General features: G+C 58.3%; 12 protein-coding genes. 8 read left to right on the top strand and 4 right to left on the bottom strand.

Annotated elements, in window-relative coordinates:
• The first annotated feature begins 88 nt into the window (after nucleotides 1–88).
• From FrondiHNR_RS08705 to FrondiHNR_RS08680, 6 genes are all read left to right on the top strand, one after another.
• Nucleotides 89–520: a RidA family protein gene (locus FrondiHNR_RS08705; protein WP_279354516.1), complete on the top strand. Its 432-nt coding sequence runs from the start codon at nucleotides 89–91 to the stop codon at nucleotides 518–520.
• Nucleotides 517–1,197: a DUF1028 domain-containing protein gene (locus FrondiHNR_RS08700; protein ID WP_279352387.1), complete on the top strand. Its 681-nt coding sequence runs from the start codon at nucleotides 517–519 to the stop codon at nucleotides 1,195–1,197. Before FrondiHNR_RS08705 ends, FrondiHNR_RS08700 begins: the two co-directional genes overlap by 4 nt.
• On the top strand, nucleotides 1,190–2,347 hold the full coding sequence (locus tag FrondiHNR_RS08695) for a M20 family metallopeptidase (protein WP_279354515.1): 1,158 nt from the start codon (nucleotides 1,190–1,192) through the stop codon (nucleotides 2,345–2,347). Before FrondiHNR_RS08700 ends, FrondiHNR_RS08695 begins: the two co-directional genes overlap by 8 nt.
• A gap of 12 nt (nucleotides 2,348–2,359) precedes the next feature.
• Nucleotides 2,360–3,769 (top strand): MFS transporter, encoded by a 1,410-nt coding sequence (locus FrondiHNR_RS08690; protein ID WP_279352386.1) that lies wholly within the window; start codon nucleotides 2,360–2,362, stop codon nucleotides 3,767–3,769.
• The gene (locus FrondiHNR_RS08685; protein WP_279352385.1) at nucleotides 3,759–5,249 is read left to right on the top strand and encodes an aldehyde dehydrogenase family protein; all 1,491 of its coding nucleotides are present in this window, start codon (nucleotides 3,759–3,761) and stop codon (nucleotides 5,247–5,249) included. The genes FrondiHNR_RS08690 and FrondiHNR_RS08685 overlap by 11 nt, the downstream gene beginning before the upstream one ends.
• 144 nt (nucleotides 5,250–5,393) lie before the next feature.
• Nucleotides 5,394–6,827, top strand: coding sequence for an aspartate aminotransferase family protein (locus tag FrondiHNR_RS08680; RefSeq protein WP_279352384.1), 1,434 nt, complete (start codon nucleotides 5,394–5,396; stop codon nucleotides 6,825–6,827).
• A 461-nt stretch (nucleotides 6,828–7,288) separates the two neighbouring features.
• Here FrondiHNR_RS08680 and FrondiHNR_RS08675 read toward each other — a convergent pair whose 3' ends face one another.
• The 3 genes from FrondiHNR_RS08675 to FrondiHNR_RS08665 form a co-directional block, all read right to left on the bottom strand.
• Entirely contained in the window at nucleotides 7,289–8,338 is a 1,050-nt protein-coding gene (locus tag FrondiHNR_RS08675; RefSeq protein WP_279352383.1) for an IS30 family transposase, read from the bottom strand.
• A gap of 177 nt (nucleotides 8,339–8,515) precedes the next feature.
• Nucleotides 8,516–10,258: an RCC1 domain-containing protein gene (locus FrondiHNR_RS08670; RefSeq protein WP_279352382.1), complete on the bottom strand. Its 1,743-nt coding sequence runs from the start codon at nucleotides 10,256–10,258 to the stop codon at nucleotides 8,516–8,518.
• 65 nt (nucleotides 10,259–10,323) lie between these two features.
• On the bottom strand, nucleotides 10,324–10,932 hold the full coding sequence (locus FrondiHNR_RS08665) for a hypothetical protein (protein ID WP_279352381.1): 609 nt from the start codon (nucleotides 10,930–10,932) through the stop codon (nucleotides 10,324–10,326).
• 409 nt (nucleotides 10,933–11,341) lie between these two features.
• Here FrondiHNR_RS08665 and FrondiHNR_RS08660 point away from each other — a divergent pair, with 409 nt between their 5' ends.
• Complete coding sequence (locus FrondiHNR_RS08660) at nucleotides 11,342–11,776, top strand: VOC family protein (RefSeq protein WP_279352380.1); 435 nt, start codon at nucleotides 11,342–11,344, stop codon at nucleotides 11,774–11,776.
• A gap of 132 nt (nucleotides 11,777–11,908) precedes the next feature.
• The gene (locus FrondiHNR_RS08655) at nucleotides 11,909–12,100 is read left to right on the top strand and encodes a hypothetical protein (protein WP_279354514.1); all 192 of its coding nucleotides are present in this window, start codon (nucleotides 11,909–11,911) and stop codon (nucleotides 12,098–12,100) included.
• A gap of 22 nt (nucleotides 12,101–12,122) precedes the next feature.
• Here FrondiHNR_RS08655 and FrondiHNR_RS08650 read toward each other — a convergent pair whose 3' ends face one another.
• Entirely contained in the window at nucleotides 12,123–12,959 is an 837-nt protein-coding gene (locus FrondiHNR_RS08650) for an AlkA N-terminal domain-containing protein (protein ID WP_279352379.1), read from the bottom strand.
• Nucleotides 12,960–13,053: the final 94 nt, after the last annotated feature.

Genomic DNA, 13,053 nt, shown 5'->3' with positions numbered 1-13,053 from the left:
TTTTGACTATTTTACAGATGCAACGGGTGTGTCCACAATAGTTCTGAAGGATTACCAGAATTACCCACTACTCGACGAGGAGGGCAGCGTGGCAGAAACGACTCACGTGCGGCTCAGGAAGTTCAACACCAAAGAAACCTACCCCGAGCAGGATCTCGATAACGATCTTTGCCAGGCCGTTGTGGCCAACGGGGTTGTGTACCTGCGAGGCCAGATCGGACAGGATCTCGAAACCCGCGAGTCGGTTGGTATCGGTGACGTGACCGCACAAACCGAAAAGGCAATGGCCAACATTAAGATGCTGCTGGAGGAGGCGGGAAGCCGACTCGAAGACATTGTGAAGGTCACCATCTACATTATCGATCCGCGCTACCGCGAGGATGTTTACCGCACGGTGGGAAAATGGCTCAAGGGTGTCTTCCCCGTTTCAACGGGTATTGTTGTGCAGGCGCTCGCTCGCCCCGAGTGGCTGGTTGAGATCGATGCCACGGCGGTTATCAGCGAGAGGCCCGCAGAATGACTTTTTCACTCATCCTCAGGGACCCCGAGAGCGGAGAATTTGGTTCCGCAATTTCTTCTTCCTCCCCGGCCGTGGCGGCGCGCTGCGTAAATTTGGTCGATGGTGTGGGTGGTGCACACTCGCAAAACGTCACCGACCCGCGCCTGGGTGTGAAGCTCATTGAGCAATTGCGAGGAGGCGCTTCGGCGCAGCAGGCGCTCGACACGGTGGTTGCCGCGGCCGACCCGGAGACTATCGGCTACCGACAGTTGCTCGTGCTGGACAGCACGGGTCGTTCCGCCGTCCACTCGGGTGATCGGGCTCTGGGCACCTACGGAGCAGCAATCCGTGAAAACGCCGTGGCCGGAGGCAATATGCTGGCGAGCCTCGATGTTCTTGATGCTCTCGTAGACACGGCCTCGGCAGCACCGGGACGCATTGAGGAGCGACTCTACGCGGCGCTTCAGGCCGCAATCGCCGCCGGTGGCGAGGAAGGGCCCGTGCACTCCGCGGGTATCTCCGTGGTGGGAAACGCCGGGTGGCGAATCACCGATCTGCGCGTTGACTGGGACGACAACGACCCCATTGGGACCCTTGGGCGACTGCTCGACCTGTGGCTGCCGCAGCGTGACGACTACACCAGCCGCGGCACTAATCCCGCGGCAGCCCCCTCGTACGGTGTCCCGGGCGATGAGTGATGTGAATAAGGAAAGAATTGAGGCCCGCCTGCTCACGGTCTACGACGAACTGGTGGCCCTCTCCAACCAATTGCACAACGATCCCGAGGTCGGATGGCAGGAGCACCGCTCCTCGGCACTCCTCGCGCACCTTCTCACCGATCACGGTTTTACGGTGGAACACCCCTACCTAGGTCTGGACACCGCGTTCCGAGCGGTGAGCGGTTCCGACGCGCAGGACGCTTTTACCGTGGGTTTTCTCGCGGAGTACGATGCTCTTCCCGGCCTGGGGCACGCCTGCGGGCACAACCTCATCTCGGCCATGTCGCTTGGCGGGGCCATCGCCCTCGCCGAGGTGGCGCGGGAGGCGGGAATCCGCGTGGAGGTGATCGGCACGCCCGCGGAGGAGGGCGGCGGAGGCAAGATCGAACTGTTGGAACGCGGTGCCTTCCAGCAGTTAGACTTTGCGCTCATGGCACACCCCGCACCCGTTGACGTTGCGGAGGCGCGGCCCTTTGCGGTGACCCACTGGCACGTGCAGTACGACGGTCAGGCCGCCCACGCCGCCGCGTACCCCGAGCGAGGAATCAACGCCAACGACGCCTTCCTCATAGCCCAGATCAGTATCTCCCTGCTGCGGCAACAGCTTCCTACGGGGGTGCGAGTACACGGGGTGCAGACCCGCGGGGGAGAGGCCCCCAACGCGATTCCCGAACGCACCGAGGGGCGCTGGTACGTGCGCGCGGAAACCACCGCGCAGCTCATCGAGCTTGAGGAGCGAGTGCTCAAGTGCTTTGAGGCCGGCGCGCTCGCCACCGGAGCGAAGCTCACCGTCACCCCCGAGAGTAAGCGCTACTCCGAGATGCGAACCGATGAGGAGGCGCTTGAACTGTACCGCCGCAATGCCGTTCGGGTGGGTCGTAACTTTGACGTTGATCCGCTTGCGGCAACCATGAACCGGGCCTCCACCGACATGGGAAACGTTTCGCAGGTGGTCAACGCGATCCACCCCTATATTGGTGTGGGCGGTGAGGCGAGCAATCACCAGCCGGGCTTTGCCGAGGCATGTGTGGGTCCCCGGGCTGAACAGACCCTTCGCGACGGTGCCGTGGCCCTTGCCTGGACCGCACTTGACGTAGCCGAGGCCCGATCCAGAGCGGACGCAAGCTAGAGAGGACCCCCCATGTCACGTGCATCATCGGGGCTGCACCCCAGCGATCTGGTGGATCAAAAAAGCCTGCGCAAAAGTGTGGTGGCGGGATCCATCGGCGTTTTTGTGCACTGGTTTGACTGGGCCGTGTACGCCTATCTGGCCGCCACCCTCGCCATTGTGTTCTTCCCGGATTCCAACGGCACCAACGGATTGCTCGCCGCGTTTGCCGTGTTTGCGGTGTCGTTTTTTGTGCGCCCGCTCGGAGCTATCCTCTTTGGGCGGCTCGGTGACCGTCTCGGACGCAAGCAGACCCTCTCGATTGTTATTCTGTCGATGGCGGTGGCCACCTTGGTCTTGGGACTTCTTCCCGGATACGACTCTATCGGTGTGCTGGCACCGATCCTGCTCATCCTGACGCGTATCGTTCAGGGGCTTGCCGCCGGGGGAGAGTTTGGAAGTGCCGCCGCTTTTCTGGGCGAGTTTTCTCCGCCAAAGCGTCGCGGGTTTGGTGTGAGCTGGCTTGAATTTGGTAGCCTGCTCGGATTTTTGCTCGCCTCCTTTGTCGTTTTCCTGCTCAACCAAATTTTTAGCGGTGAAGAGATTATCGCCTGGGCCTGGAGAATTCCGTTTCTCATGACGGTTCCCCTCGGGTTCATTGGGCTTTACATACGTCGCAAGATTGAGGACACCCCCGAGTTTGAACAGCTACGTCAACTCGAAACGGTATCCCACGCCCCGGTGAAGGAGATGTTCTCGCGAAACTGGAGAGAATTCCTGCAGACCTGCGGCATGGAAACCTTTATGAACGTCACGTTTTACGTAGTACTGGTCTATCTGTTCACCTATCAGGAGTTTTACCTGGGCTTTGACCCGGGTCGGGCCGCGCTTCTCTCAACCCTGGCGTCGGCACTCGGCCTGATCGTTGTACCGTTTGCCGGGATTGCCTCGGATCGTTTTGGACGTAAACCCGTGCTGCTGATTTCGGCGATTTCGCTCACGACGCTGTCGGTCCCGCTCTTTATCCTGATGGGACAGGGCGAGGAGTGGTCGGCGTTCCTGTCCACACTGGGATTGGCCCTCATTCTCGCGATTATCCTGGGTACCCACGCGGCTACAGTGGTGGAGCTTTTCCCCACCAGAACCCGGCAGACGGGCCTCTCCATCGCCTATGCCCTCACCGCAGCGCTCTTTGCGGGTACCTCACCCTATGTGCTGACCTGGCTCATCGACACCACGGGCAACACCCTCACTCCCGGTTTCTTTCTCATTGTGGTGGGGCTGATCGGTGTGGTGACCGTGCTCACGCTCCCGGAAACACGGGGAATCTCGCTTATTAAGGCTCAAGATCTAGAAACGGCAACCGTCACAATCCCTCCGGCTCTCCGGGCCGCGGATACAAAGAACTCAACAACACACGAAAGAGGAAATCATGGCACGTAGCCACGCAGAGTGGAAGGCAGCAGCCGAGGCTCTCACGTTTGACGGTCGACCCGTCATCGGGGGAGTCCGGGTTGCGTCCCGCTCGGGAAAGACAATCGACAAGGTAAACCCTGCCACGGGCGCGGTGATCTCGCAGATTCACGCCTGCAACGAGGAAGATGTTGACGTGGCGGTGAGCTCAGCACGTGCCGCCTACGAGGAGGGAAGCTGGTCCCGGGCCGGTGCGGCGTTTCGTCGCGAGCGACTGCTTGAACTCGCGCGGCTGATTGACGAGCGCTCCGACGAGTTTGCGCTCTACGACACGCTTAACATGGGCAAGCCCATCAGGGAGTCATCTACCATCGATGCCCCCGGCTCCGCGGCCCTCTACCGCTTTTATGGCGAGGCAATAGACAAGCATGAGGATCTGATTCCCGCAACACCGCCGGGTGCAACCGCTCTGGTTACCCGGGAACCACTCGGCGTTGTGGGTGTTATTGTCGCCTGGAACTATCCGTTGGAGATTGCCACCTGGAAGGTTGCGCCCGCGCTTGCCACGGGAAATGCGGTCGTGCTGAAGCCACCGGTTGAGGCGCCGCACTCGGCGCTGCTGTTGGCGGAGCTGGCGATTGAGGCGGGAATTCCCGCGGGCATCCTCAACGTTGTCACGGGCCGCGGGTCGGTCGCGGGCAGCGCGCTCGCGCGACACAACGACGTTGACATGCTTGCCTTCACGGGCTCTACCGAGGTGGCAAAGCAGTTGCAGCGGTACGCGGGAGAATCCAATATGAAGCGTCTTGCACTGGAGGCCGGAGGTAAGAGCTCCAACCTGATCTTCGCCGATTGCGACGATCTGAAGCTCGCAGCAGAGAAGGCGGCCTTTGGGAGTTTCTATAATCAGGGAGAAATCTGCTCGGCAAACTCGCGTATTTTTGTCGAGCGCCCGGTCTATGAGAAGTTCCTTGAGCTCTACAAGCAGGCCGCGCGCGCCTATGCCCCGGGTGATCCGCTTGACCCCAAGAGCGGCATTGGATCGCTCGTGTCGGAGGCACACGCCGACGGAGTATGGGCCACCATTGAGAGTGCGCGGCGCGACGGCACTATCGTTGCGGGGGGAAGCCGGCCCGAGATTAACGGCTCCCGCGCCTTTATCGAGCCGACCATCGTCACCGACGTTCCCTTGGATCACGAGGTGCACACGCGGGAGATCTTTGGACCCGTTGCCGTGGTCACTCCCTTTGACACGGAGGAGGAGGCAATCGTGAGAGCAAACGAAACTCCCTACGGTCTTGCAGCTTCGCTGTGGACTGGCAGTCTTTCTCGGGCACATCGCGTGTCGGAGCGCCTGGTGGCGGGTACCGTCTCCGTGAACACGGTGGATGCCCTCAGCTTCACCACCCCCTTTGGTGGCTTTAAACAATCGGGGTTTGGTCGTGACCTTTCAATTCACGCGCTTGACAACTACACCGACTACAAGACCACCTGGATGCAGTGGGGCTAAAGATCAATCAGATCTGCATCCATTTGGGCGATGTAGACAAGACAAAATAACTATTTCACAGATTGTACTGACGATGAGACGATGGGGAGAGCGACGGATTCCCCCCCCGTCCAGTCAGAGTGGACTGAGAGGACACTAATAATCATGACCCTGCAACAAGAGCCGGTTACCCTGACGGAAGCCGCAACAGACGCCAAGAGCCACCTGGCAGAAGCTGCCAAGCGTCATCTGGTGATGAACTTCACCCCCGCGAGTAAGTATCGCGACGACGAACTTCCGGTGTTTGTGCGCGGTGAGCACTGCTCGGTTTTTGACGAGAACGGGCGTCGTTTCTTTGACGGGTTGGCCGGCCTGTTCTGCGTGCAGCTCGGATACACTCACGGTGCAGAGGTGGGGGAGGCCGTGCGAGAGCAGCTAGCCACCCTACCTTTCCAGACAACCTGGAGTGTCACTCACCCGCCCGCCGCCAAGCTGGCTCACAAGCTTGCGCAGCTTGCCCCGGGTGATCTCAACCGGGTTTTCTTTGCGTCGGGAGGTGGCGAGTCAAACGAGGCGGCAATCAAGCTTGCCCGTCAGTATCACATCACGAAGGGTCACCACACCCGATACAAGTTCATTGCGCGCCGGGTTGCTTACCACGGCACGAGTTTTGGTGCCATGTCACTCAACGGCATGACCGATGTGCGCAAGATGTTCGAGCCGCTGATGAACGGTGTGCGCCACGCTCACAACACTAAGCGGTATCGTCGTCCCGAGGGGGAGACCGAGCAGCAATTCACCGATTTCCTGCTGGGCGAACTCGAATCTCTCATTGTGCAGGAGGGTCCCGACACCATCGCCGCCATCATTATGGAACCCCTGCAAAACGCGGGTGGCAGCCTGACTCCTCCAACCGGATACTTTCAGGGGGTAAGGGCTCTCTGCGATAAGTACGGCATTCTCATGATTGCGGATGAGGTTATCACCGGCTATGGGCGACTCGGTAGCTGGTTTGGTTCGACACACTACGGGTTCCAGCCCGATATGATCACCTTTGCCAAGGGAATCGCGTCCGCCTATGTTCCGCTCGGAGGCGTTATTGCAAGCGACCACATTATTGAGACGGTTCTAGACGGTCCGGTCGGCATGTTTAACCACGCCCTCACCTACGGAGGCCACCCGGTTGCCTGCGCGGCCGCGCTCAAAAACATTGAGATCATGGAGCGCGAGGGTGTTGTTGAGAACGTGGCACAGCTCACTCCCTATCTGGCCGAAAAGCTGGGTGAGGTGCGAGACAAACACAAAAAGATTGTGGGTGACCTGCGCGGCGACGGTTTTCACCGCAGCTTCGAGTTGGTCACCAACCACGAGGCAAAGCGGTGGGAGACAGATCCCATTAGCGCGGCGGATTTTGTGGGTAAGCACCTTAACCCGGCTCTTGCCGAGGTGGGTCTGCTCTGCCGCGTGGCGATCGACGCCGAGGGCAACCCGCTTGTTCAGGTCTCACCCCCGCTTGTGATGACGCGGGACGACATCGACGAGCTGGCAGATCTGCTCGATCGGGCGTTTGCCACGGCAACACGTGAGGCCGGGCTCTAACAGCCAGCCACGTCGTCGCACCCTCGCTTTGTGGTTTGAGCTCTAGCGTGGGCTACCCTATATTGATTTTTTCTTTGAGTGCTATGAGGCTTGGTCGGCGAACCCGTGATTGGTGAGCCCGTGAAGCTTGACGGAGTCGGGTGGTTTCCAATTGACAGGATGCCCGAAATACGGCGACTCAGTCCATAAAATTCAATTTATGTGTGGGAGTCAGAGGGAAGCAACAGTTAGCTGGTTGTGGGTAGAAGGGTGTCATGGATCAGTAGGCACCGTGTCCGCCCTGCGACGAGCGAGTTCAAAAGGGAGGATGAGTACCTATGGTGATAGTGGGAAGAGCTGATCCAATAACTGCCGCACGCTTCCCTCTCCCTCCGATCAAGGTCTGCTCGTTGAGGTCATTCACAGACATATTGCTTTCGAAAAAGCCCCGGGTTCTGGTTCGGAGTGCAACATGATGTGAGTTACCCAGAGCATAGCTCGTGAAGTACTTCGGCGGGAGTCGCCCACCCAAGTACTTTCCGCGGCCGGTTATTGATCTCCCACACGTACTCATCAAGCTCGGCTTGGGTCAGATCGTCAAAGCTGGTGCCTTTTGGAAGATAACGACGTAGCCGCCCGTTGAAGTGCTCGTTCGTGCCCCGCTGGTACGCCGAGTAGGGGTCACAGAAATACGTCGGCACCCCGATCGCGTCAGCGAGTTTGTAGTGATGTGCGAACTCGCTCCCGTTATCGGTGGTGATCGAGCGAACCGCGTGCACTGGCAAGCCCCGATACACCCCAAGCTGCGCCTGAACGGTTAGGTCAGCTGCTACCGCAGGGATCTTCACTCCGACGTAGTAGCGGCTGACTCGCTCGACTGTGGTGTGGATGCTGCCAGTACCACGCGCACCGAGGACGCTGTCTGATTCCCAGTGCCCGAACTCTTCTCGTGTCTCGATCGCTTTGGGGCGATCATGTATTGAGGTGCGGTACTTGATCCGTTCTGTCTGCACGCTTCTGCCCTTTTTGCGTCGGCGTTTCTTCTGCCCACGGGCAAGATACTGCCACAACTCACGATGCCGCTGCGCTGGTGCGTAGATCCATTCATAGAGCGTTTCCACGCTCACCCTCATCCGGTGATCGTCAGAGAACTCGGCAGTTAGCCTGCCGCTGATCTCTTCCGGGGTCCAGCCCCGTCGTAAATGTGTGATCACCCAGTCAGCGAGCTGGTCATGGCGCATTTGGTAGGGCTGGTGTGAGCGGGTCGCGCGACGCTCCGCGTGGAGGTGAGCTTGTCCTGCGAGATAGATTCGTTCGTGCGGGTCTCGAGAATCCAGTTTGTTCCTGAGGTACGGGCGGAGATTCGTGTGGTCTGACTCGGGTTGCCAGGAATTTCGGTGTAGTTCTCTGCAGATCGTTGATCGATTCACCCCGATTCTTCGAGCGATCTCGGCTTGAGAATATCCCTGTTCGAGGAAGAGCTCGATCTGGACTCGGTCCTCAAGGGTCAGGTGACTGTATTGTGTGGACAAGGAAGCGCAATACCTTTCGGTCGTAAGTGTGGTAACTCACAACCTAGAGGGTGTTGCGCTTCCGTTTAGAACCCGGGGTGCAGTGCAACACCCGGCGATTCACGTCAAGGATAACTCTTGAAAAGCCTCAAACTCGGGCAACCTCATCATGATGTTTGCTGGAGAGACAGTTTTTGTTTATGGTCTCACCGAGGCCGCGGTCTCTACTCGGAAAACTTCGGATAGTGGGCTTTGCCACTGGCCAATACTGTAGGACAAACGATAGAAGTAATTCGTACCGGGAGCCAACACGCACTGTGTTCCAACGGACACTGCACCCGCCACACACACCGCAACCTTGGGCATCAATACGTTACCAATCGTAGAGTTGGTCGCGCCCATGCGACCGGTGTTTCCTTCGCCCAATGCGCCATTAGTGCCCAGCCCCGCACACCCGGCAGTACCGTCGGTGTATAGCCAGCAGCGAAGCCCCGCACCAGGACTGTAGGTAGTAGAAGTTGCTAGGTATCCGCTACTAGAGATCGACGCAACAGTTTTTCCCGCTGGGTTAGGAACCGCAACCGCAGAAAGAGCTGAGGTGAGGTTCCCAACACCTAGTTGCCCACTTGCATTTGCGCCCCAACAGTAAGAATTACCGTTGCTATGCACGACACATCCGGTTAGTGTTCCTACAGAGATTCCTTTTAGCGCTCCCGTCGGTATGTTTGACACAGCCCGAGCGGTATTTGAATAGGGGAGATTTCCGCCGTTGCCCAGTGCGCCGAACTCTCCGGAACCCCAGCAATACGGGCGATCATTGGCGATAACACATGTCCCTCCGACGTACCCAGATGAAGCCCCACTATTGCCGTCCACAGATCCAGCCGAGATGTCGGTGATGGTTGCACCTGCCGGAATTTGACTCGGCGAGCCCTGTACAACCTTCCGCATATAGAGTGAATGTGAAACGGTCGTGCCGTCCCCTAAGTACCCTCCCGGCTGGCTGCCGTTGTTGCTACCCGAACAATAGGCTGCGCCCGAGGCTATTAAACAGGTTGTTCGTATACCAGCGGCAACCCGAGTTATTGTCGCCTCTCTCGGCAATTGAGAAAGCGGCTCTCCCCGAAAAACAGGCACAGGTACAGTGGAGTTCAGTGATGTCCCGTTACCGAGCATACCAAGCAGGCTGAGCCCCCAGCAGTATGCATTATCATCTTTTACGACAAAACAGGCCTGGCGTGAGCCGACGCTTAAATCTATGATCTCTCCCGCTGGAATTCCCTCTACGCGGGTGGGAAAAAGGTGCGTACGCCTCTGCGATGCCTCGACGCCCAGTTGCGGACCATAACCTGTTCCCCAGCACCACACGGATGTCCCGTCACTAGTGCAAACAAACTCGTATCCGGCATCTAACAATGTCAATTTTGCGTTCACTGGAAGAGCCGATGATGCAGACTCTGCTGAGGTTTTTACCGGTATCGGAGTGGCAGAGTTTCCCGCCCGTGTTCCCTGGCCTAACTGACCAGCTAGATTGTTACCCCAGCACCAGGCGGTTCCCTCGCGCAGCCCACATGCCGCTTCCGACCCGGTAGCTATAGTATCGAATTGAACCTCTCGAAACTCCTCAGACAAAGGTCCCCCGGTATCCGTCACCCGCTCCGCTTCTCCACTTGAGACCACAACGGGGTCACCGAAATCTTCTGTTGCTGAACGCTCTAGGGTATACCGGGTGGGAAGGGTCTGGCTTTTTTGCCCACCCGTGCTCATATCAAACGTTAACGAGTTTCCCCCGTTTATAGCCACACTTCCCCCAGGAGGAGCCACCAACTGGTCGCTCTGAACTGAAGCCTCAACATTACCCCGGGTGCTCCATAGCGCCCCCGCAGGAATAACCCCAAGAACACCCACAATAATACTGAAGGTGGCACTAATAGCTACCAAACGAAATTTTTTGCGCAAAAGAGACCCCCCACAGTATCCCCTAACAAGAATAAGTCTTAACTTTATCACGGTCTGTCTTCTTGTGTCCTATGGTTAAGGCGCAATACTCTGTGAATTGCCCCAGTGGACACACCTCGATCGGGAGTGAGGAAGGCGCGGTTATGCGCGTCAACGTTTCCCGCTGCAACCAGGGTGCTCATGACACCAGGGTTCCACTCCAAGCGAACCGCTCCGACAAACCAGGACTCTTTAGCGTCAATTGGACCGGGTGCGCTGAGTGACGCCCAGGGGACGCCAAAGAGAGCATCCCATCCGAAGACACTGCGAGACGTATCGCGGCGGATCAGGGTGTCCGTCAACCAACCCTCGCAGCTCCAAGTGTCGTCGAAGCTCTGTTCAGGACCGCCGGGATCAATGACGCGCAGATCCCGAGTCGTCCCAATGGGGTTCAACTGAAAGTGATAGCGAGCAGTGGGGGATGACCGTTCCGCGACTCCACCAGGTTGCGTTTGGGTAGGGAAGACCAGCGTAGATCCTCCAACCGCCGCCCCCAGGAGCATCGCCGGGAGGAGAAGAGAGTCGGTTCCGACGTAGACCTGCCAAGCGGATTTTAGCCCTTCCCCTATCGCAATCACCTGTTGTAGATACTCAAGATCACTGTTGGAGTCTTTCACCCCCGCGCCCAGAGCCCGTTCGATGAGGGTTGTGAGACCGTGGTAATCGAGGGTGCCGTTTTCGGTGAGTGGGGTGGGTAGATCGGGAACAACGCCCTGAGGAGAGAAGGGTAGGGGGTCTTGCTATAAGCCGACGCTGGCATGCTCTAGGGTGTAGCAAGGTAATCACTCAGCTGGCAAGAGGTCTGATCGGTTTGTCGTCTTTGTGTCTTTACGCGTTGCGAGAATCCTGTGATGGCTGTCGTTGCTCGCTGGGTATGTGTCCTCGAGGGGCACCCCGTATGAATAGCGTGGAGGCCGTTGGTATCGCAAGGGCGTCTCAGAAAGGTATACAGCATCTTCGGTATTTATGGCAGGCTTAAAGCATTGTCATCCACTGCGCTGCGGCGCCGACCAAGGAGTAGCGATCATGTCAAACCTGGTTGTTCATTTTGAGATTCACGCAACCGACCCCGAGGCGCTGGTCACGTTTTATTCGGAGCTTTTTGCCTGGAGATTTACCCGCTTTGGCGAGATGGACTACTGGGCCATCGATACCGGCGAGGATTCGATCGGGATGAACACCCCGGGTCGCGGCATTAACGGTGGCCTCGCCAAGCGGCGCGGGCCACGCCCCGAGGCCGGGGCGCCGGTCAACGGAGCGAACTTTGTTGTGGGTGTTGGTGATGTTGACGCTCTCTTTGCCCTCGGATTAAAGCTCGGTGGTACGGAAGCTTTAGCACCGGACGATATGCCCGGTGTGGGTAGGCTCGCCTACCTGCTTGACCCCGACGGTAACGTTTTTGGCATGATCTCGCCGGTGCTCTCCGACGGCACCAACGTGATGGAGACTTCCGCGGCGTAACACTCGGGTGCTGTGTGAGAATAGCATCGTGATTGAACTTCACATCCGACCCTACGAGCGTTCGGATGCCGCAGACACTCTTGCCGTTTTTATTGCCGCCGTGAGCGAGATAGCCTCCGCTGATTACACGGAATAGCACAGCACCTTCTTAATCACGTAGAGGCCAGTGCGCGCAATCGCGGGGTATCCGCGCTCGTGGCCGATGTGAGCTTCGCGGCTCGACCATTTTTTGCGCGACAGGGTTTTATTGTCGAGGCAGAGCAGAGTCCGGTGCGGCAGGGTGTGACACTGATCAACTACGGGATGCAAAAATCCCTGCTATGAGGCGGCAGGACCCGTGAGGTGGTTAGGGCGTGTCTCGCGGGGCTGGAAAATACGCCGCCTCTGCCCAGAGGTGGAGGAGCGCGTAGGAACGATACGGCGCCCAATCGTGTGAGCGCCGCTCAGCCTCCCTGTGATTAAGGCCGAGTGCACGGCGGGCAACGAGGTCTCCGAGTGCAAAGGTGTCGGGGTGCTGCAGGGCGCGTACGAGGAGATAGTCTGTCGTCCACGGCCCAATGCCGGGAATAGCGAGGAGCATCCGGCGGGCTTCTTCCGGTGCAAGCCCCGTGAGTAGATCGCCGTCTGCCCAGTGTGTCGCAACGGTGTGGAGCGTTTTTGTGCGTGCCCGGGTGAGTCCCGTGCACTGCTGAAGTTCGTTGACATCCTGTTGAGCGAGCACGGCGGCGAGGGAAACTTGCTGACCGATGACTGTTGTGGCCACCGCCTCAAACTCTTCAGGATAACCGATGAGGCGTATTCCCGGGCGTTGAGTCACAAGCGGTGCGAGAAGGGTGTCCCTGCTGAGGGCCTGGTCAATCTGTGTGGTGTCGGTATTGAGGCCGAGCCAGGCTTGTACTCTTTGTAGTATCTCAGTGGTCGCCTGATCACGGGTATCTAGGTGGACACGCACTCCCTCAGTATCGAAGGCGATTGTTACGACTGATGGCCCGTTTGCGGTGCGGAAGACCCTGGTGTGCGTCAAGATATCATGATCGGTGCGTTCCGCTCCGGGAATGGCGTGTGCCTGGAGCACTGCAAAGGCTGTGTTGTGGTGGAATGGTTGGGCGGCATTGAGGCGGATACCGCTCGTGGGAGATATTTTTTCAGAGTGTAGCTTTTGCATGAATCGTTCGATTTTCATGGGGTAATATCCTGAATACTACACGGATAGTACGTTTGCACTGATCGGCTTGTGTCAGGGTAAATGTAACCCTGGGCTACGGTAACATCGGGGT

It is taken from the genome of Lysinibacter sp. HNR (assembly GCF_029760935.1).
Lineage (GTDB): Bacteria > Actinomycetota > Actinomycetes > Actinomycetales > Microbacteriaceae > HNR.
This window is presented reverse-complemented; position numbering and strand designations above follow the sequence as displayed.

Coding starts and splice junctions, on each gene's coding strand:
- FrondiHNR_RS08695 (WP_279354515.1), top strand. CDS start 1,190: ATGAGTGATGTGAATAAGGAAAGAATTGAGGCCCGCCTGCTCACGGTC.
- FrondiHNR_RS08690 (WP_279352386.1), top strand. CDS start 2,360: ATGTCACGTGCATCATCGGGGCTGCACCCCAGCGATCTGGTGGATCAA.
- FrondiHNR_RS08680 (WP_279352384.1), top strand. CDS start 5,394: ATGACCCTGCAACAAGAGCCGGTTACCCTGACGGAAGCCGCAACAGAC.
- FrondiHNR_RS08685 (WP_279352385.1), top strand. CDS start 3,759: ATGGCACGTAGCCACGCAGAGTGGAAGGCAGCAGCCGAGGCTCTCACG.
- FrondiHNR_RS08700 (WP_279352387.1), top strand. CDS start 517: ATGACTTTTTCACTCATCCTCAGGGACCCCGAGAGCGGAGAATTTGGT.
- FrondiHNR_RS08650 (WP_279352379.1), bottom strand. CDS start 12,959: ATGAAAATCGAACGATTCATGCAAAAGCTACACTCTGAAAAAATATCT.
- FrondiHNR_RS08660 (WP_279352380.1), top strand. CDS start 11,342: ATGTCAAACCTGGTTGTTCATTTTGAGATTCACGCAACCGACCCCGAG.